The sequence below is a fragment of the Accumulibacter sp. genome (assembly GCF_031732815.1).
Taxonomy (GTDB): Bacteria; Pseudomonadota; Gammaproteobacteria; order Burkholderiales; family Rhodocyclaceae; genus Accumulibacter.
The window spans coordinates 1-17641 of the sequence record NZ_JAVMKF010000254.1; the positions used below are offsets into that span (position 1 = coordinate 1).

17 protein-coding genes and 2 tRNA genes are annotated in these 17641 nt (G+C 64.6%); 11 read left to right on the top strand and 8 right to left on the bottom strand.

Annotated elements, in window-relative coordinates:
- Nucleotides 1-297: 297 nt before the first annotated feature.
- Both RKP46_RS15185 and RKP46_RS15190 read right to left on the bottom strand, forming a co-directional pair.
- The gene (locus RKP46_RS15185) at nt 298-1164 is read right to left on the bottom strand and encodes an endonuclease/exonuclease/phosphatase family protein (protein ID WP_311107412.1); all 867 of its coding nucleotides are present in this window, start codon (nt 1162-1164) and stop codon (nt 298-300) included.
- Nucleotides 1165-1317: 153 nt separating this feature from the next.
- Nucleotides 1318-1905, bottom strand: a complete 588-nt coding sequence (locus tag RKP46_RS15190; RefSeq protein WP_311107413.1) for a MarR family winged helix-turn-helix transcriptional regulator — start codon at nt 1903-1905, stop codon at nt 1318-1320.
- 142 nt (nt 1906-2047) lie between these two features.
- On the opposite strand from RKP46_RS15190, the gene RKP46_RS15195 reads away from it, so the two are divergent.
- Nucleotides 2048-2281, top strand: a complete 234-nt coding sequence (locus tag RKP46_RS15195; RefSeq protein WP_311107414.1) for a thioredoxin family protein — start codon at nt 2048-2050, stop codon at nt 2279-2281.
- A gap of 175 nt (nt 2282-2456) precedes the next feature.
- Nucleotides 2457-3089 (top strand): MBL fold metallo-hydrolase, encoded by a 633-nt coding sequence (locus RKP46_RS15200; protein WP_311107415.1) that lies wholly within the window; start codon nt 2457-2459, stop codon nt 3087-3089.
- A 42-nt stretch (nt 3090-3131) separates the two neighbouring features.
- Here the strand turns inward: RKP46_RS15200 and RKP46_RS15205 are convergent, their stop codons facing one another.
- From RKP46_RS15205 to RKP46_RS15215, 3 genes are all read right to left on the bottom strand, one after another.
- Nucleotides 3132-3881 carry a helix-turn-helix transcriptional regulator gene (locus RKP46_RS15205; protein ID WP_311107416.1) on the bottom strand — a complete coding sequence of 250 codons (750 nt, stop codon included), beginning with the start codon at nt 3879-3881 and terminating at the stop codon, nt 3132-3134.
- A gap of 68 nt (nt 3882-3949) precedes the next feature.
- A tRNA-Cys gene (locus tag RKP46_RS15210) sits at nt 3950-4023 on the bottom strand.
- An 88-nt stretch (nt 4024-4111) separates the two neighbouring features.
- Nucleotides 4112-4187: transfer RNA gene (locus tag RKP46_RS15215), tRNA-Gly, on the bottom strand.
- Between the two features lie 109 nt (nt 4188-4296).
- On the opposite strand from RKP46_RS15215, the gene RKP46_RS15220 reads away from it, so the two are divergent.
- The 5 genes from RKP46_RS15220 to RKP46_RS15240 all read left to right on the top strand — a co-directional run bounded on the left by RKP46_RS15220 (nt 4297) and on the right by RKP46_RS15240 (nt 11862).
- Complete coding sequence (locus tag RKP46_RS15220; RefSeq protein ID WP_311107417.1) at nt 4297-6015, top strand: response regulator; 1719 nt, start codon at nt 4297-4299, stop codon at nt 6013-6015.
- 123 nt (nt 6016-6138) lie between these two features.
- Nucleotides 6139-7914 (top strand): hydrogenase maturation protein, encoded by a 1776-nt coding sequence (locus RKP46_RS15225; protein ID WP_311107418.1) that lies wholly within the window; start codon nt 6139-6141, stop codon nt 7912-7914.
- Nucleotides 7896-9368 (top strand): sigma-54 dependent transcriptional regulator, encoded by a 1473-nt coding sequence (locus tag RKP46_RS15230; protein ID WP_311107419.1) that lies wholly within the window; start codon nt 7896-7898, stop codon nt 9366-9368. Before RKP46_RS15225 ends, RKP46_RS15230 begins: the two co-directional genes overlap by 19 nt.
- Nucleotides 9368-10360, top strand: coding sequence for a HupU protein (locus RKP46_RS15235; RefSeq protein WP_311107420.1), 993 nt, complete (start codon nt 9368-9370; stop codon nt 10358-10360). The genes RKP46_RS15230 and RKP46_RS15235 overlap by 1 nt, the downstream gene beginning before the upstream one ends.
- Nucleotides 10357-11862, top strand: coding sequence for a nickel-dependent hydrogenase large subunit (locus tag RKP46_RS15240; protein ID WP_311107421.1), 1506 nt, complete (start codon nt 10357-10359; stop codon nt 11860-11862). The genes RKP46_RS15235 and RKP46_RS15240 overlap by 4 nt, the downstream gene beginning before the upstream one ends.
- Nucleotides 11863-11977: 115 nt before the next feature.
- Here the strand turns inward: RKP46_RS15240 and RKP46_RS15245 are convergent, their stop codons facing one another.
- Genes RKP46_RS15245 through RKP46_RS15255 form a run of 3 tightly spaced genes read right to left on the bottom strand, consistent with a single transcriptional unit; the run spans nt 11978 to nt 14381 of the window.
- A complete protein-coding gene (locus RKP46_RS15245; RefSeq protein ID WP_311107422.1) occupies nt 11978-13354 on the bottom strand; it encodes a sensor histidine kinase in 1377 nt (458 codons plus the stop codon).
- Nucleotides 13351-14013 (bottom strand): response regulator transcription factor, encoded by a 663-nt coding sequence (locus tag RKP46_RS15250; protein ID WP_311107423.1) that lies wholly within the window; start codon nt 14011-14013, stop codon nt 13351-13353. The genes RKP46_RS15245 and RKP46_RS15250 overlap by 4 nt, the downstream gene beginning before the upstream one ends.
- Complete coding sequence (locus RKP46_RS15255) at nt 14013-14381, bottom strand: PepSY domain-containing protein (protein WP_409194156.1); 369 nt, start codon at nt 14379-14381, stop codon at nt 14013-14015. Before RKP46_RS15255 ends, RKP46_RS15250 begins: the two co-directional genes overlap by 1 nt.
- 136 nt (nt 14382-14517) lie before the next feature.
- Between RKP46_RS15255 and RKP46_RS15260 the strand changes: the two genes are divergently transcribed.
- The 4 genes from RKP46_RS15260 to RKP46_RS15275 all read left to right on the top strand — a co-directional run bounded on the left by RKP46_RS15260 (nt 14518) and on the right by RKP46_RS15275 (nt 17469).
- Nucleotides 14518-14919: a DUF1924 domain-containing protein gene (locus tag RKP46_RS15260; RefSeq protein WP_311107424.1), complete on the top strand. Its 402-nt coding sequence runs from the start codon at nt 14518-14520 to the stop codon at nt 14917-14919.
- 263 nt (nt 14920-15182) lie between these two features.
- Nucleotides 15183-15674 carry a diheme cytochrome c gene (locus RKP46_RS15265; RefSeq protein WP_311107425.1) on the top strand — a complete coding sequence of 164 codons (492 nt, stop codon included), beginning with the start codon at nt 15183-15185 and terminating at the stop codon, nt 15672-15674.
- The gene (locus RKP46_RS15270) at nt 15628-16116 is read left to right on the top strand and encodes a PepSY domain-containing protein (RefSeq protein WP_311107426.1); all 489 of its coding nucleotides are present in this window, start codon (nt 15628-15630) and stop codon (nt 16114-16116) included. Before RKP46_RS15265 ends, RKP46_RS15270 begins: the two co-directional genes overlap by 47 nt.
- An 18-nt stretch (nt 16117-16134) precedes the next feature.
- Nucleotides 16135-17469 carry a ferric reductase-like transmembrane domain-containing protein gene (locus tag RKP46_RS15275; protein WP_311107427.1) on the top strand — a complete coding sequence of 445 codons (1335 nt, stop codon included), beginning with the start codon at nt 16135-16137 and terminating at the stop codon, nt 17467-17469.
- Nucleotides 17470-17641: the final 172 nt, after the last annotated feature.

A 17641-nucleotide genomic window follows, 5' to 3' on the forward strand; every position in this document is an offset into this window, starting at 1 on the left:
CTTCGGCGCGCAGGCGGGTGAGAATCTGTTCCGAATCGACCAGCGCTTTCGGGCAACCGAGCGACACGACGCCGATTTTCTGCGCGCGACTCATACGCTGGCCATCCACATCGAGCCTCGGCGACCGGCCAGCCATATCGGGAAGGGGAAAGGAAACGACACCTGAGCGCGTGCCTCAGTCAGTCTGGCTGGTTCGAGCATTTGCGTTTCGCCTGCAGGAAGAATTCGTCTTGGACATGGACGGCTCGGGACTATACCGAATTCGCTGGCACAGTGCGAGGCGCGAGCGGCACGCGCTCAGCCCGCCGCCGGCGCACGCGCGCCCTCGCCGCTCGGCGCAGCGCGCGTTTCATCGAGCATTTCGAGCTCGGCGATGAGCGGCGCATGATCCGAGCAGCGCGCCCAGGCCAGGCCTTGTGGGACGTGTGTGTCGAGCACGCGGAAGCCACGCACGTAAATCCGGTCCAGCGTCAGCCAGGGAGCGAAGCTCGGGAAGGTGCGCGCGACGCCGGCCGGCATCCGGCCGTCCGAGCGCCACGCCAGCAGGCGGTCGAGCAGACCCGGACTGGGTGATGCGGCGGGCGCCGCCGCGCCGACCTCGGCGACGCCAAGGCGGGCGTGCAGGATCTCGTGCACGCGCTGCTGCCAATCGTTGAAGTCGCCGCCAATGATCAGCGGTGCCGTCGCCGGGACCTCGCGCTCGACGAAGTCGGCGAGATAGCTTCCCTGGCGCAGGCGGCTGCGCTTGATCAGACCAAGGTGGACGCAGATCAGATGCACCTCGCGCCCGCGACCGCGACCACAACGCGTCACCGCGTGCAGCAACCCACGCTTCTCGAGCTGGTGATCGGAAATGTCATGGTTACTCGAGGTGACGATTCGATGCCGGGAAAGGATCGCGTTGCCGTGGTGCCCGTGCGGGTAGGCGGCGTTCATACCGTAGGCGCTGTGCTGATACGCGCTGCCGGCGAGGAAATTGAGCTGCGTACCCAGCGGCTGGTCGGGATGGCGAGCCAGCCGCTCGTTGCGGTCCTGCACCTCCTGCAGGAAGACGATGTCGGCATCGATCGCCTGCAGCGCCTGGCGCACGTCGGCGATGCGCGGCCGACCGCGGATGCCGGTGACGCCCTTATGAATGTTGTACGTAGCGACCCTGAGTTTCATCGTGAAAGCCGGTTCGGACGAAAGCGATGCGTGTTCACGCCAGAACCTGGCAGGAACCGTCAGCCAGCCGACGCGAGCGGTACGCACGATGCGCTGCCGGCCAGCGCAGGCGGGCGTAGCGACGCCTAGCGGCGGCTCGTTGCGACGGCCGGATCAAGGCCCCCCCCCTGGCGAAAACGATGGCTCGTCGGGCTCCGGCGCAGACCACTCGCGGCACACCCGGATCGTCTGCGCGCAACTTAACGTCTCACCGGTCAGTCCGCAGCGATAGCCGTCGCCGGTGTCGATGAAGTGCGCGCACTGCCGGCACTGGCCGAAGACGCGGTAGCGATTGAGTCTCTGCAGCGCCGCCAGAACGCGCCGGAGGTCCTCCGCGAAGACCTCCGGGTCGTTGCCGGCAGCGCGCAGCGCCTGATCGACGCGGCGCGGCCAGCTTGCCGCGAGGATGGCCTCGCCGGCTGTCGTGAGAACCAGATGAATTCGCTTGCCGTGCCGCGAATCGGCTTCGCGGACGATCAGGCCACGCCGTTCGAGGACGCTCAAGGTCTGCGAAACGGTGCCGCGCGTGATCCCCAGATAGTCGGCAACGGCGATCGGCAGGTCGCTGTAGCGATTGGCCTGCGCCAGATAGCTCAACACCTGCAGATGCACCGGGAGCAGGCCGTGACGGGCGGCATCCTCGCGCACCAGTTGATGGATCAGCGCGGCCAGGCGCTCGAAAACGAAAGTGGCCGGAATCATCCGCGTAATGTATCGCCTCGAAGCACTGCTTGACAAGTGGCCACGAGCCGCGTTATCGTCGTTTATGCATCGACTCGATGCATAAACGACGAAGCCGTACTCGTCTGCCCACCACCGCGTCACCTAGCCAAAGGAGTTCATCATGAGTCAAGCCATTTTCTTCCACGCCGGTTGCCCGGTCTGCGTTTCGGCCGAACAGCAGTTTGCCGGGTCACTCGATCCGGCCCGCTACCAGGTCGAGGTCGTCCACCTCGGCGAAAACACCAGCCGCGTCGGCGAAGCCGAAGCCCTCGGCGTACAGTCGGTGCCAGCAATGGTCATCGACGGCCAGGTGTTTCACATCAACTTCGGAGCGCCGCTCAGCGCGCTGAAGTAGGCCAGCGGCCGCCCGGCAAGCGCCCCGCCGGTGCCCGGGCGTCGGTGACCGACCGGCGGCCGCCGGCCCGGTCACCGGTCGACGATCGGCAAACCGCCGAATGGCTGGCGGAAATCGTCGCTCTGCTATACTGCGCGCTCGCTCCTTCACGCCGCCGCCGGCGAGCCGCCAAGCCATGAAATACCAGATCATCCCGGTCACGCCTTTCGAGCAGAACTGCAGCCTCCTCTGGTGCGAGGAAACGCAGCGAGCGGCGCTGGTCGATCCGGGCGGCGACGTCTCCCGCATATTGCGTGCAGTCGAGGCCAAGGGCGTCACGCTCGAGAAGATCCTGGTCACACACGGCCATGTCGATCATGCCGGCGCGGTCGCCGAACTGGCCAGCCGCCTGTCGCTGCCGATCGAAGGACCGCAACGCGAAGACCGCTTCTGGATTGATGGAATGCCGCAGCAAAGCCGGATGTTCGGTCTGGCCAGCGCGCGCGCATTCACCCCCGACCGCTGGCTGGAACAGGACGACGAGGTGACTTTCGGCAAGGTCACGCTGGCCGTTCTGCACTGCCCTGGACATACCCCCGGGCACGTGGTCTTCTTCGACCAGCGCAGTCGTCTGGCGATCGTCGGCGACGTGCTTTTTCAAGGCTCGATCGGCCGTACCGATTTCCCGAAAGGCGACTACGACACGCTGATCACGTCGATCCGCACGCGCCTGTGGCCGCTGGGCGACGACGTGGTGTTCATTCCCGGGCACGGACCCATCTCGACGATTGGCGTCGAACGGCGGACCAACCCGTTCTGCGGCGATTGAGCAGCCCTTCCGGAGTGTTCGAGCGGCGCGCGTGGCGCCCGCTCAATCCGCCGCGCGCGTCCCGGCTTGCCCGCCCTGCACCAGATGGCGGGCGCGCATGGCCATCGCCATGGCGAATGCCGCCTGGGTAAAGCTCAGGATCTCGGCAAATTCCTCGTCGCTCAGGCTGCGCGCATCGTCGCTGCTGCGGTAGACATTGACGAACTGGTGTTCGCGCACCGTCTGCAGAATCAGCTTGCCGACGCCGAGCGCTTCGAGGCTCTCCCACAGCTCGGGGTTTGAACTGCGCGTCAGGCGCATGACGAAACCGATCGGATCGTTGCGGCCAAAAACGGCAGCCAGGCGCAGAATCACTTCGAACGAGAGCGCCATCCGGCCGTTCTCCAGCGCCTCGATCAGCGACGGATCGTCGAGCCTGATCGCCGCGCCGACTTCGGCGATCGTCATTCCCGCCGCCTCGCGCGTCGAGCGCAGCAGCGCGCCGGTCTTCGCCCAGGCGGCAGATTGCGGCACGCTGGGCAGAACCGCCTTCAGCACCTCGCCCGCCGCTTCCAGCGGCTGACCGTCGCGCAAGGCGCGCGAGACCTTGCCCGCGGTCTGCAGCGTGCGTCCGGCAACGCCGGTCGCCGCGCTCAGGTCGAGCAAGCGGCCGGCCATCGCGCACACCTGATCAACCAGCCCGGGCTCGTCAGTCTCGGCCGCAGCCGGCTTCGCCTTGCCGGCTGCCGCCAAACTCGACCGTTTGACGGCGGCTGCCTTGCGTTTCTCCGGTGGGGACGATGACTGGCTCATGACTGGCCCTTGGTGAGGCATGCGTACCCGGCAGCTTTGGCCGGATCGCTGCTGGCTGCCTGGCTGACTGGAGGCGCGAGCGGGAGTCGAACCCACCTACACGGATTTGCAGTCCGGTGCATAACCGCTTTGCTATCGCGCCGCACTCACTTGAAAGACAGACTCCGCCAACCACCTGGGATAGTGCTGCTGAATCGCGACCGGGCATGTCGCTGGTCTGGCGGAGAATCTGGAGCGGGAGAAGAGTCTCGAACTCTCGACCTATACCTTGGCAAGGTATCGCTCTACCAACTGAGCTACTCCCGCATGAAGCGAGTGCGCATTATAAAGGCCTGGAGAGGCCTGTCAACCGCCAGCGCAAACGAAGGCGCGCGGCGCTTGCCTGCCGGGCGCGCCTCGGGTAAGGTGATGATCGATGAATACCCCCGAAACGACCGCCGACCTGTTGCAGAAACTGAGCAAGGATCTGGCGCGCAAACGGGCCCTGCTGGTCGACCGTTACCCGAATGCACGCAGTTCGCTGCGCCTGATGCTCGCTGCGCTCGGCATCACCGCCGTGCATAACGCCAGCACTTCCGCTGAAGTGCTGCGCCAAGTCAGGACACATCGTTTCGACCTCGTTCTCTCCGACTATCTGCTGGAAGACGGGCGCGACGGCCACCAACTGCTCGAGGAGCTGCGCCAGCAACACCTGCTCCCGCTATCGGCGGTGTTCATGCTGATCACCGGCGAGCGCACCTACCACAACGTCGTTTCGATTGCCGAACTGGCGCCCGACGACTATCTGATCAAGCCGTTCACGGCCGACGAACTGCACGCCAGACTGGCCCGCGCGTTGTACAAGAAGACCTTTTTTGCCGCGGTCTACGAGCACCTGGAGAACGGCGCCTTCGTCAACGCGCTGGCCGCTTGCGAACGCCTGGGCAAGCTGGAGAGCGGTTTCCATTTCGACGTGCTGCGCATCAAGGGCGAAATCCTGAATAGCCTCGGCCGGCATGGCGAAGCCCAGGTCGTCTATCAGCAGGTGCTCGCCCAACGCGCGTTACCGTGGGCGCGCATGGGACTGGCGATTGCCTTGCGCGGCCAGCAGCAACTCGCCGAGGCGGAGGTTTTCGCGCAGTCACTGGTGGACGATTACCCGGAATTCACCGCCGCCTACGATTTCCTCGCCGAAGTGCGCGAAGAGCTGGGCAAGCCGGGCGAGGCGCAGAAGGTTCTTCAGCAAGCCGCTGCCATCTCGCCGAACAATTCGCTCAGGCAGCGGCTGGTCGGCGACATGGCGACGCGCAACAACGATCTGACGACGGCCGAACGCGCCTACGGCAAGGTCATCGAACGGCGCCGCGGTTCGTCGCTGAAGAGCATCGACGACTACACCAATCTGGCGCGCGTGATGCTCGAACGCGGGGCGACCGAAGGCGCCCGCCGGGTAACCGACGAAATGCGCCGCAACTGGCGCGGCAACCGGCCGGGAGAACTGGCCGCGCTGATCATGGAAAGCCTCTGCGCGAGCAAGGAGGGCGACCAGGCGAAGGCGCGCGCGGCGGTTGAACAGGCGCTCGTGCTGCACGAAGCGCTGCGTGACGAAGGCGCCAGCACGCAGGTTTCCGAGAAGCTGGCGCTCGATCTGACGCACGCCTGCCTGGCCACCGGCAACGACGAAGCAGCGCACCAGATCGCCCGCCAGGTGGCAGCCGAGCACCACGAGAACAGCAGCGTGATCACGCTGGTCGGCGACATCTACGCCAAGACCGGCAAACAGCAGGACGGTCAGGCGCTGCTCGCCGAGGTCGGAAGGGAAATCGTCGAACTGAACAATCGGGGTGTCCTGGCTGCACGCAGCGGCGACCTGGAAGGCTCGGCACGCCTGTTGATGGAAGCGGCGGAACGCGTGCCTAACCTGCAGTTCCTGGTCAACGCGACGAAAGCCGTCTTTGCTCTGCTCGACCGCAGAGGCTGGGACCCGGTGCTCGCCAAGCGCGGTCTGCGTTACCTCGAGCTGGCGCAGAGCAAGGACATGCGCAACCCGCGCGTGCTCGCCGCGCGCGAGGTTTACCAGAAGGTCGCCAGCAAGTACGGCATCGCCATTCAGTCGTTTGCCCCCATACGACGCAGCGGCCGTTCAGGCGTCTAGGCCGACGCGGGGTAGCCGGTTTGACGTCTGCGGCGCCACTCACATAAGATGACCGCACGACGGGCGGGCCCTCCTCCGTCGGCCAGGACAGGAACATTCCGGGAACGATACGATTGCCGAGCGATGCGCATCCTCCTCCTCTGCCACAGTTTCAACAGCCTGAGCCAGCGCCTCTACTGCGAGCTCGCCGAGCGCGGCCACCAGATGTCGGTCGAGTACGACATCAGCGACGCGGTGAGCGAAGAGGCCGTCGCGCTGTTTCGTCCGCACCTGATCATCGCGCCCTACCTGCGGCGGGCGATTCCGGCCTCGATCTGGCAAGCGCACACCTGCTTCGTCGTGCATCCGGGAATCGTTGGCGATCAGGGTCCGTCGGCGCTCGACTGGGCCATCCAGAACGGCGAGCCGACCTGGGGCGTCAACGTACTGCAGGCGACCGGTGAACTCGACGGCGGACCAATCTGGGCGAGCGAGAACTTCCCGCTGCGCGCGGCGCGCAAGTCCAGCGTGTATCGCGAGGAAGTCGGCGCCGCGGCCAGCCGCGCCGTGCTCGCCGCCGTCGAGCGTTTTGCCGAGGGCGGCTGCACGCCGTGTCCGCTCGCCGAAGTCGTCTGCTCGCCGCGCGGCTGCCGACGACCGCTGATGCGGCAAACCGACCGGGCGATTGACTGGCAGACGGCAACCAGCGCCCAGGTTCTCGCCCGTCTGCATGCGGCGGATGGTTTTCCGGGCGTCGCCGACGAACTTTTCGGGCGCCCCTGCCGACTCTACGACGCCTGGCCCGAGGACACGCTGCGCGGCCCGCCCGGCGAGGTGATCGCCTGGCGCGAAACCGCGATCCTGCGCGCCACCGCCGATGGAGCCGTCTGGATCGGCCACGTACGCTGCCCGGACGCGGCGGTCCCGGTCAAGCTGCCGGCAGCGCAGGTCTTCGCCGCAGAACTCGCCGCGCTGCCCGAGGCGCCGTTCGTCGCCGCGGCGCACGGCAGCGCTGCCAGCACGCCCGATGCTGCCGCGGAAGATGCGCAGTGGGCCGGCCTGACGCCCGCCGGGCGCACCTGGCAGGACATCTGCTACGAGGAAGCAGATGCCGTCGGCTGCCTGCACTTCAACTTCTACAATGGCGCGATGAGCACGCGCCAATGTCGCCGCCTGCTCGCCGCCTACGCCTGGGCCTGTCGGCGGCCGACCCGGGTCATCGTCCTTTTCGGTGGCCGGGACTTCTGGTCGAACGGCATTCACCTGCAGCAGATCGAAGCCGCCGACTCGCCGGCCGACGAGTCATGGGCCAACATCAACGCGCTCGACGACCTGGCCGAAGCGATCCTGCGCAGCGAGAACCACCTGACGATCGCCGCCTTGCAGGGCAACTGCGCCGCCGGCGGCTGCTTCCTGGCGCGCGCGGCCGACCTCGTCTGGGCGCGCGCCGGAATCGTTCTCAACCCGCACTACCGCAACATGGGCAACCTCTACGGCTCTGAGTTCTGGACCTATGTGCTGCCCCGGCGCGTCGGGAGCGAAGCGGCGCGCGCCATGCTGCACGAACGCCGGCCGATGAGCTCTGCCGCGGGCGTGGCGAGCGGTTTTCTCGATGCCAGCCTGAGCGCCGATGCGCCCGCCTTCCGTCAGGCTGTGATGCGCCGCGCTGCCGCCGCGGCAGCTCACCCCGAACTGCCCCGGCGCCTGCAGGAAAAGCGCGCACGCCGACAAGCGGACGAGGCCAGCAAGCCGCTCGCCGCCTACCGCGCCGAAGAACTCGCCGAAATGCAGCGCAACTTCTACGGCTTCGACCCGAGCTACCACGTCGCCCGTTACCACTTCGTGTTCCAGACGCCACACTCGTGGACGCCGCGCCACCTGGCTGTCCACCGCGATCTCGCGTGGACCGTCCCGCAGTGAACCAGACGGCGAAAACGCGCCCACCAACGGTGCTCGTCGTCGACGACGAGATTCGTTCGCAGGAAGCGCTGCGCCGCACGCTGGAAGACGACTTCACGGTATTCACCGCGAGCGACGCCGAACAGGCGCAGCGCGTCATGGAAAGCGAATGGGTGCAGATCATCGTCTGCGATCAACGCATGCCGGGAACTACCGGCGTCGAGTTCCTGAAAGCGGTGCGCAGCCAATGGCCCGATACGCTGCGCATCATCCTTTCCGGCTACACCGACGCCGAAGACATCATCGCCGGCGTCAATGAAGCGGGAATCTACCAGTACCTGCTCAAACCCTGGCAGCCCGAGCAGTTGCTGCTCACCCTGCAGACGGCGGCGAACGTCCATCGCCTGCAGCAGGAGAACCAGCGCCTGTCGGTCGAACTGCGCGCCGCCGAGCCGGTGCTGGCGCGCCGCGTCGAACAGAAGAGCGAGCACGCGCGGCGCAGTTTCGGCCTGAACAGCCTGATCCGCACGCCCGACAGCCCGCTCAACGCGGTCTGCGCGTTGGTCGAAAAGATCGCCCCCTACGATCTGTCCGTGCTGATCAGCGGCGAATCGGGCACCGGCAAGGAAATGATCGCGCGCGCCATCCACTACTGCAGCCGGCGCGCCGACAAGGCCTTCGTCGTCGAACACTGCGGCGCGCTGCCCGACCAGTTGCTTGAAGCTGAACTCTTCGGCTACAAGCGCGGCGCCTTCACCGGCGCCTACGAGGACCGCACCGGCCGTTTCCAACAGGCCGACGGCGGCACCATCTTCCTCGACGAGATCGGCGATACCAGCGCGGTTTTCCAGGTCAAGCTGCTGCGCGTCCTGCAGGAAGGCGAGTTCCGCCCGCTCGGCGCGGCGCGCCCGCATTCGGTCGATGTGCGCGTCGTCGCCGCGACGCACCACGACCTGGAAGCCGACGTTCGCGCCGGAAGCTTTCGTGAAGACCTCTACTATCGGCTGGCGACCGTCACCCTGCAAGTCCCGGCACTGCGCGAGCGCGCACAAGATATCCCGCTGCTCGCCGCGCGCCTGCTCGCCGCGAGCGGGAAAGCGCTGGGCAAGCCGGTCGACGGGTTTACCAGCGAAGCCCTCGCCTGCCTGACTGCCTACCGCTGGCCAGGCAACGTGCGCGAACTGCAGAACGAAATCCTGCGCATGCTCGCCCTGGCCGACTCGCCTCGTCTGGGCGCCGAATTGCTCGCCGCGCGCATTCTGCGCACGCCGGCACTCGATCCGACGGCAGACGAGCGGCGCGAAGCGGGCGCTGCCGACGGCGCACTGAAGGAGCGGATGGCCGAACTGGAAGCGCGTGTCCTCAAGGAAGCGCTGATTCGCCACCACTGGAACAAGTCGCGCACTGCCAGCGCCCTCGGCCTGTCGCGCGTCGGCCTGCGCAACAAGTTGCTGCGCTACGGACTGGAACGTTGATGAAACTCCTCTGGCTGCAAGCCGCAGGTTGCGGTGGCTGCACGCAGTCGCTGCTCGGCGCCGAAGCGCGCAGCGGCGTACTCGCCCAACTGGCCGCCGGCGGCATCGAATTCGTCACCCACCCCGGCTTGTCCGAAGCGAGCGGCAACGAGACGATCGAACTGCTGCAGGCCGCCGCCGACGCCCGCCTGCCGATCGACCTCCTGTGCGTCGAAGGCGCGCTGCTGCGGGGTCCGAACGGCAGCGGGCGCTTCCAGATGCTCGCCGGCCGCCCGCTGATCGACTGGGTCGCGCAGCTTGCCGGGCACGCCCGGCACGTCCTCGCCATCGGCACGTGCAGCGCCTACGGCGGGATCGTTTCCGGCGGCGACAACATCGGCGAAGCCTGCGGGCTACAGTTCGACGGCGATCAGGAAGGCGGTCTGCTCGGCGCCGATTTCCGCGCCCGCTCAGGACTGCCGGTGATCAACGTCGCCGGCTGCCCGACACACCCCGGCTGGATCGTCGACACGCTGCTCCTGCTCGCCGCCGATGCCCTGCACGCTGGCGACCTCGACGCCTGGCAGCGGCCACGCTTCTACACCGAACAGCTCGTTCATCACGGTTGTCCGCGCAACGAGTTCTATGAATTCAAGGCGAGTGCGCAAAAGCTTTCCGACCTCGGCTGCCTGATGGAAAACATGGGCTGCAAGGGAACCCAGGCGAACGCCGACTGCAACCTGCGCCTGTGGCACGGCGTCGGCTCGTGCCTGCGCGGCGGCTTTGCCTGCATCTCCTGCACCGAACCCTCCTTCGAAGAACCGGGCCACCCGTTCATGGAAACGCCGAAGATCGCCGGCATCCCGACCGGTCTGCCGGTGGACATGCCGAAAGCCTGGTTCGTCGCCCTCGCCGCGCTGTCGAAATCGGCGACCCCGACACGCGTGCGCGAGAACTCGCGTTCCGACCACCCGCTGATCGCCCCCGGCATGCGCAAGAACGGCAAGAAATGACCCGCCTGACGATCGGCCCGTTCAACCGCGTCGAAGGCGATCTCGAAGTCCACCTGGAAGTCGCCGACGGTCAGGTCGCCTCGGCGGAAGTCTGTTCGCCGCTCTACCGCGGCTTCGAACACCTGATGCTCACCCGCCACCCGCTCGACGCGCTGGTCGTCGTTCCGCGCATCTGCGGCATCTGCTCGGTGGCGCAATCGGCCGCCGCCGCCGCCGCGCTGGCCGCCGCCAGCGGCCTCGCAGCGCCGGAAAACGGCCGCCTGGCGAGCAATCTGATCCTCGCCTGCGAAAACCTGGCCGATCACCTGACGCACTTCTACCTCTACTTCATGCCGGACTTCGCGCGCCCCGCGTATCGCCGCCGCGCCTGGCACGCGGCCACCGAACAACGCTTCAAGGCAAGCAGCGGCGACGCCCTGCGCGAGTTTCTGCCAGCACGCGCCGAACTGCTTCGCATCCTCGGCTACCTCGCCGGCAAGTGGCCGCACAGCCTCGCCCTGCAGCCCGGCGGAACGACCCGCGCCGCGACGGCAACCGAAAAGATCCGTCTGCTCGCCCTCCTGCGCGATTTTCGCGGCTTTCTGAGCAGCGTCGTCTTCGCCGATTCGCTGGAAAACGTCGGCGCACTGCGGCGCCCCGAAGAACTCGCCGCCTGGGCCAAGGACCGCGCCGGAGACCTGGCGCGCTTCCTGCGCATTGCCGACGATCTCGACCTGGCCCGGCTCGGACGCGCGAGCGACAACTTCCTCAGTTACGGCGCGTATCCGCAAGCACCAGGCGCAGCCGCGCGGCTGCCCGACCGAACCGGCAATTCCGCCAGCACCGCAGCGCCCCACCTGTTCGCGCGCGGCGTCTTCTGGCGCGGCACCCGGCAAGCCTTCGACGAAGAGCAGATCAGCGAAGACGTCGCGCACGCCTGGCTGCTCGGCGATACGGCACAACACCCGGCGCACGGCGAAACCCGGCCGCTGCTCGGCGAACTGACCGACAAACCGACGGCCTACACCTGGTGCAAGGCACCACGCTACGCCGGCCAGGTCGTCGAAACCGGCGCGCTCGCCCGCCAGATGGTCGCCGGCCAGCCGCTCGTCCGTGCGCTGGTCGCAACCACCGGCGGCAGCGTCCTGGCGCGCGTCGTCGCCCGCCTGCTGGAAGTCGCCCTGCTCGTCCCGGCGATGGAAAACTGGGTGCAAGCACTGACCCCGGGCGAGCCTTTCTGCCACCAGTGGCGCCCGCCCGACCAGGCAAGCGGCAGCGGCCTGGTCGAAGCCGCACGCGGCGCGCTCGGCCACTGGCTGCGCATCGAGCGCGGCCGCATCGCCGCCTATCAGATCATCGCCCCGACCACCTGGAACTTCTCGCCGCGCGACGCCCAGCAGGTGCCCGGCGCCCTCGAACAGGCCCTTGTCGGCCTGCCCGTCGAGCCCGGCGAAAGCGCACCGCTCAGCGTCCAGCATGTCGTCCGCTCGTTCGACCCGTGCATGGTATGCACCGTGCACTAAGCTTCAGGCGTTTGACACGATAAACCTGTCCAGATCGAGTGCTCGCCCTGCGCCGTGGTCATGCTCTGCAGGCAGGAACCGCACCCTTGGTCCGCCAGTGACCACGGTACCCGAATCACGACGCCGGCAGTATCAACGAGGCTTGAAGCCCGCCCAATGAAGATTTGGCCAACACCAGATCACCACCGTACATTCGCGCCAAATCGGCGGTTATGGCAAGCCCCAACCCCGTACCGGGTACCTGCTCGTCGGCGCGCGCACCCCGTTTCAGCACATGCTCGCGTTCGCTCTCGGCGATCCCCTTTCCGTCATCATCGATGCGCACACAAACTCTGCCGGATTCCTCAGAGATTTGAATCTCGATCCGTGATCTCGCCCACTTCGACGCGTTATCGATCAAATTCCCCAGCATTTCCTGCAAATCCTGTTCTTCGCCACGAAATACCCGATTGGCTGGATCAGGAAACAATACGATTTCGACCTGGCGGTCTGCATGCACCCGATGCATCACCCGTACCAGTCCGCGGATGACCGGTTCAACGGCGGTACGCATGCCCGGAACTTGTCCCGATCCGGCGGCTTGTGCCCGGCTGAGGTGATAATCAAGGTGCTTGCGCACCGTGTCTACTTGCGATGCGACCAGACGTGCCAAGTCGTCATCTCGTGTCTGCGAAGAATTGGCGGCATTGGCGATGACACTCAGCGGTGTTTTCAGCGCATGGGCAAGGTTACCCGCTTGTGTTCGAGCACGCTCGACCACTTCGGCGTTCTGCGCCAGCACCGTATTGAACTCAATCACCAGCGGCATGATCTCGCTTGGGAAGGTGCCTTCCATGTTTCGCGCATCTCCGTTCCTGACGCGCCCCAGGGCATCCTGCATGCTGCGCAGTGGGGCAAGCCCGGCGAATACTTGCATTGAGGCAGCGAACGTCAATCCCATTCCCAGTATGCCCAATGCCAACCAGAGATGATCTTTCAAGTCGGCGACAGGTCCTGTCATCAGAGTTTCATCAGCCGCAACGAACAACCTCAGGGACTGCGTGTCAATGGTGACGGTACGCTCCAGCACTCTGAGAGCAACCCCTGGCCGGCCTTCAATCCGATGCCGATGGATTTCTCCGTCCGCAGGGGTATCGGCTGGCACGGCCAATGTTTCGTCCCACAGTGAGCGAGAACGCAACACCGCCTTGACGGGTACTTCACCCGCTGCAGCAATCCGGTCTATTTGCCAATACAGGCCGGACAGGGGTTTATTGAGGCGCGGGTCACTCGGAACCAGTCGTACCTGGACCGCATTCTGATCATCGAGAACCAGTTGGCCCGTAAGTTGATCCAGATGATTCTTTAGTTCCGCATCGAACTGGGCTTCGACGTGCTGATGAAAAAGTCGGCCAAGCCCCCAGCCTGCAAGCAGGATCGAAATGACGATCCAGACAAGCGTCCCGACCAGGAGACGCAAACGCAGCGAGTTACGCAAGAGAGCGAACTTCATTGCGCTTTGTTGAGTCGGTAGCCTAATCCGCGCACGGTCTCGATCAGGCCCGGCGGCAATTTCTTGCGCAAGCGCGCGATGAATACTTCGACCGTATTCGAGTCGCGATCGAAGTCCTGAGCGTAAATATGTTCAGTCAGTTCCGCTCGGGAAACGATTTCACCCGGGTGGTGCATCAGGTAGGCCAGCACGCGGTATTCATGGCTGGTCAACGTCAAGGCAGTTCCGTCCACACTCACACGGCCACTGCGCGTATCCAGTGTCAGCGGACCACAAACCAGCTCGGTACTGGCATGACCACCGGCACGGCGAATAAGCGCCCGGAGCCTCGCCAGCAGTTCTTCCATGTGAAACGGCTTGGTCAGATAGTCGTCTGCACCGGCATCGATGCCGGCCACTTTCTCTCGCCAAGTGTCGCGCGCGGTGAGGATCAAGACCGGCAAGGTACGCCCCGCCGCACGCCATTTTTTCAGTACCGTGATGCCATCCATCTGCGGCAGGCCAATGTCGAGCACGATCGCGTCGTAAGCTTCAGTCTCCCCCATGAAGTGGCCGTCGACCCCGTTGTGTGCGACATCGACGACATAGTGCAGCGACCGGATGCCTTCGACAAGTTGGCTAGCCAAAGTCAGCTCATCTTCGACGACCAGAATACGCATCAGCGAGATTCTCCTTGGCGATGTAGCTTGTCGTTCTTTTCCTTGAAACCGAGGATGGCCCCGTCGCGAGCGAGAATCTTCAGCTTGATCAAGGCGCCTCCCTTGCGCAATAACTTCACTTCATAAACCCACTCACCCTTTTCGCGCTCGAGTTCAACCTCCATGACCTGCCCTGGATAGTCACGCTCGACCCGATCAAGAATCGTGCGCAAGGGGAGCACGTCCCCCGCCTCGACGGCTTGGCGGGCACGCTCATGGTCGGGGCTATCGGCCGCGCAACTGACTCCCGTGCCCAACATGGTCAGCATCAGCGAGCTGAGCAAGCCTGTCAGGGTGCGGCGCGATTGGACGATGATTTTCGACGACATCTTCAACTCCGCGGTTTTCCCGCCTGATCTTTTAGCGCATCGCGCCTGAACGCAGGATGAACAGGCCATTCAGCATTGATTCAGGCGGGGTGGCGCAAAGTGCGCACCACAGTTCGCTAACCGCCAGGAGAAACGCATGAAGAACAGGCTGGTCGTCACCTCAGGAATTGCTGTCATGATACTCAGCACCGCCACCTTTGCCGGTCCTCGCGAAGACCTGCTCGCCCAGTATGCGGCAGCCGCAAACGCCAGGGGTTTTTCCGCAGCACGCGGCCAAGCCTTGCATACGCAAAGCTTTTCGGGTGGGAAGCCGGACACACCCTCCTGTACCACCTGTCACGGCAAGGACACCCGGGGTGCCGGACGGGCGCCGAGCGGCAAGACGATCGAACCGCTTGCCGTGTCGGTGACGCCGGCGCGCTATACCGATCCCGCCAAGGTCGAAAAGTGGTTCAAGCGCAATTGTACCGAGGTATTGGGACGCGAATGTAGCCCACAGGAGAAGGGTGACTGGCTCACCTTCGTGATGAATCAGTAGTTCAATTGGAACGATGTCAAGAGCAGCCAAAGCGCGCGGGAATCTGCTGCCGCCAAGCAATCCGCCACGAGAATTACCGACCTGGAGCCGGGTCAAGGGCGGGCCACCAGACCCGCATGGCAAACCCTTGATGCGGCAGAGCGACCGGTACGCTGCGGCACGACTCGGCGCGGGACCTCTTCACGTCTGCAGGCATGCTGTCCCGCGCTCTTCGCCACCCTATTTCCGCGGTTTCTGACCGCCGACGACAGAAGGAGACCCCCGTGCGAATTCCCCAACGCCCGCTTGCCATCGGCCTCGTGACCCTGGCCTTCTCTGCCCTTATTTTGGCCCGTGCTCAGGCCGGTGACCGCCATTTCTTTTCCCCGGTAGCCGATCCGCTTGTCAAGGAGGAGTGTGGCGGCTGCCATCTAGCCTTTCCCCCCTCGATGCTCCCGGCACGATCCTGGCAACGCATGATGGGCGAGCTGGACAATCATTTCGGCGATAACGCCAGCCTCGATCCGGCCACCGCGGAGAAGATCAGGAGCTATCTCGTTGCCAATGCGGGTGATGCCGCTGGCCAGCGCTACAGCAGCAAATTGCTCAAAGGCGTTGTCGCCGGAGCTGCTCCGCAGCGCATCACTCAATTGCCCAAGTGGGTGAGCGAACATCGCAAGGTTCCCGAGTGGGAGTGGCGCCACAAGGACGTGCGCAGCAAAGCGAACTGTGTCGCCTGCCATACCGCAGCAGAACAAGGTTATTACGAAGAATGACTATTTCAGACATTTTCCTGAGCAGGAGGATTTCACCATGCGACCATCAGCCATCACTGTACTGCTTGCCACTGCTTTCTTCTCCATTTCGAGCCATTCCCAGGATGTGCGCTCTGCCAATACCGACAAGGCGAGATGGCTGTCGATCACCGAGGTGCACACCAGACTGGAATCTGCCGGCTATCGGAATATCGAGAAGATCGAACGTGAAAGCGGCAGCTATGAGGTCAAGGCCACCGACCAGGCGGGCCGGCGGATCAAGCTGTATGTGCATCCGCAAACGGGCGATATCATCGACCAGCGGCAGCGTGACGCCAAGCATGTCAAATACGACGGTGGCCATGCCAGTAGCAGACAGCGGAATTCCGCTGAGTGCAACGAACGACGCTGCCGAGACGACTTGCCCCAAACGGGAGCCATTCAACCTGCCTCCGGAAAATGACCCATCAGGAGTTCTGACATGAAAATCTTGCTCGGTTCTCTACTCGCCATCGTCACTCTGGCCTGGGGAGTGGACGTACTTGCCACGGGTGGCACCAGTCGCGGCACGCTGCCATGGGTAATCCGGCAGGAAGCGCTCTATCTGAGTGGTCTGCTGTCGATCGCTTTGATGTCGCTGGCGATGTTCTTGTCCACACGTCCCGCCTGGCTCGAAACCCCGCTGGGCGGGATGGATCGAGTCTATCGGACGCATAAATGGTCCGGAATTCTCGCGGTGAGCTTTGCCATCGTGCACTGGCTGGTCGAGGAAGTCGTCGGAGACATTCTCAAGGCGATGGTCGGACGCGAAGGCCGCATACCCAAGGAGCAATTTACCGGCTTCCTGGAAGTGATGCGCGACCTGGCGAAGGACCTCGGGGAGTGGGCGTTCTATCTCGTGCTGGTGATGCTGGTCATCACCTTATGGAAGCGGTTTCCCTATAAGACCTGGCGGGTAGTGCATCAGGCCATGCCGGTGCTCTATCTGATGCTGGTGCTCCATGCCGCCATGCTCGCTCCGACTGATTACTGGACCCAGCCGCTCGGCATTCTCATCGCTTTGCTTGGCGTTGGCGGGATCTATGGCGCTCTCTGCTCTCTGCTCGGCCGCATCGGGAGGGTACGCCGTGCTAGCGGGACCGTGACAGCCATCGACCAAGCTGCCCCGGATGTGCTTACCGTCAGTTGCCAGCTCGACAACAAATGGCCTGGCCATCACCCTGGTCAGTTTGCATTCATTACCTTCGACGAGAAAGAGGGGGCGCACCCATTCACGATCGCCACTTCCGATCGCGGTGATCGAAGCATGAGTTTCCAGATCAAGGCGCTCGGTGACTACACCCGAACCCTGGGCAAGCGACTGGAGGTCGGTCAAGCCATCAACGTCGAAGGGCCTTATGGACGCTTCGACATGGCCCGTCATGATTCGAGCGCCAGACAAATCTGGATTGCCGGCGGGATCGGAGTAACGCCCTTCCTCGCCTGGCTGGATGCCTTGCAACAGACGTCGAGCCCGGTTTCCGCAGATCTCCACTACTGCACCCGTGATCGACGCAATGATCCGTTTGTCGCCCGTCTCGAGACAGCTTGCGCCGCGTTGCCTGGCATCCGGCTGCACATTCATGGCGCCGATCAGGATGAAAATCAGGGTGAAATATTGACCGCTGCCGATGTCGCCGCTGCGCAGGCTGGCTCGTGCCGGTCCGAGATCTGGTATTGCGGGCCGCAAGGTTTGGCAGAAAAGCTCAAACATGAACTCGGGCGTAGCGGACACCGTCGGTTCAGATTCCACCAGGAAGCCTTCGAGATGCGGTGAGACGGAAGAGGGCCTCCGCGCTTGGAAGTCACATGGGTGCGAGGCTGAGAATCCGGAGCCGAACGTCGTCGTCCCCAGCGGCGCGCTCGCGCTTCACGGGTACTCTCGGCATTGTGAAGCAACCACCCCAGAGCGCCTCGCCCCGAGGCGACCACCCGCCGGCGACGATTTT

Excerpts from the sequence above, each read along its gene's own strand:
- RKP46_RS15185 (WP_311107412.1), bottom strand. The coding sequence starts at position 1,164 with ATGAAACTCAGGGTCGCTACGTACAACATTCATAAGGGCGTCACCGGC.
- RKP46_RS15190 (WP_311107413.1), bottom strand. The coding sequence starts at position 1,905 with ATGATTCCGGCCACTTTCGTTTTCGAGCGCCTGGCCGCGCTGATCCAT.
- RKP46_RS15195 (WP_311107414.1), top strand. The coding sequence starts at position 2,048 with ATGAGTCAAGCCATTTTCTTCCACGCCGGTTGCCCGGTCTGCGTTTCG.
- RKP46_RS15200 (WP_311107415.1), top strand. The coding sequence starts at position 2,457 with ATGAAATACCAGATCATCCCGGTCACGCCTTTCGAGCAGAACTGCAGC.
- RKP46_RS15205 (WP_311107416.1), bottom strand. The coding sequence starts at position 3,881 with ATGAGCCAGTCATCGTCCCCACCGGAGAAACGCAAGGCAGCCGCCGTC.
- RKP46_RS15220 (WP_311107417.1), top strand. The coding sequence starts at position 4,297 with ATGAATACCCCCGAAACGACCGCCGACCTGTTGCAGAAACTGAGCAAG.
- RKP46_RS15225 (WP_311107418.1), top strand. The coding sequence starts at position 6,139 with ATGCGCATCCTCCTCCTCTGCCACAGTTTCAACAGCCTGAGCCAGCGC.
- RKP46_RS15235 (WP_311107420.1), top strand. The coding sequence starts at position 9,368 with ATGAAACTCCTCTGGCTGCAAGCCGCAGGTTGCGGTGGCTGCACGCAG.
- RKP46_RS15240 (WP_311107421.1), top strand. The coding sequence starts at position 10,357 with ATGACCCGCCTGACGATCGGCCCGTTCAACCGCGTCGAAGGCGATCTC.
- RKP46_RS15245 (WP_311107422.1), bottom strand. The coding sequence starts at position 13,354 with ATGAAGTTCGCTCTCTTGCGTAACTCGCTGCGTTTGCGTCTCCTGGTC.
- RKP46_RS15250 (WP_311107423.1), bottom strand. The coding sequence starts at position 14,013 with ATGCGTATTCTGGTCGTCGAAGATGAGCTGACTTTGGCTAGCCAACTT.
- RKP46_RS15255 (WP_409194156.1), bottom strand. The coding sequence starts at position 14,381 with ATGTCGTCGAAAATCATCGTCCAATCGCGCCGCACCCTGACAGGCTTG.
- RKP46_RS15260 (WP_311107424.1), top strand. The coding sequence starts at position 14,518 with ATGAAGAACAGGCTGGTCGTCACCTCAGGAATTGCTGTCATGATACTC.
- RKP46_RS15275 (WP_311107427.1), top strand. The coding sequence starts at position 16,135 with ATGAAAATCTTGCTCGGTTCTCTACTCGCCATCGTCACTCTGGCCTGG.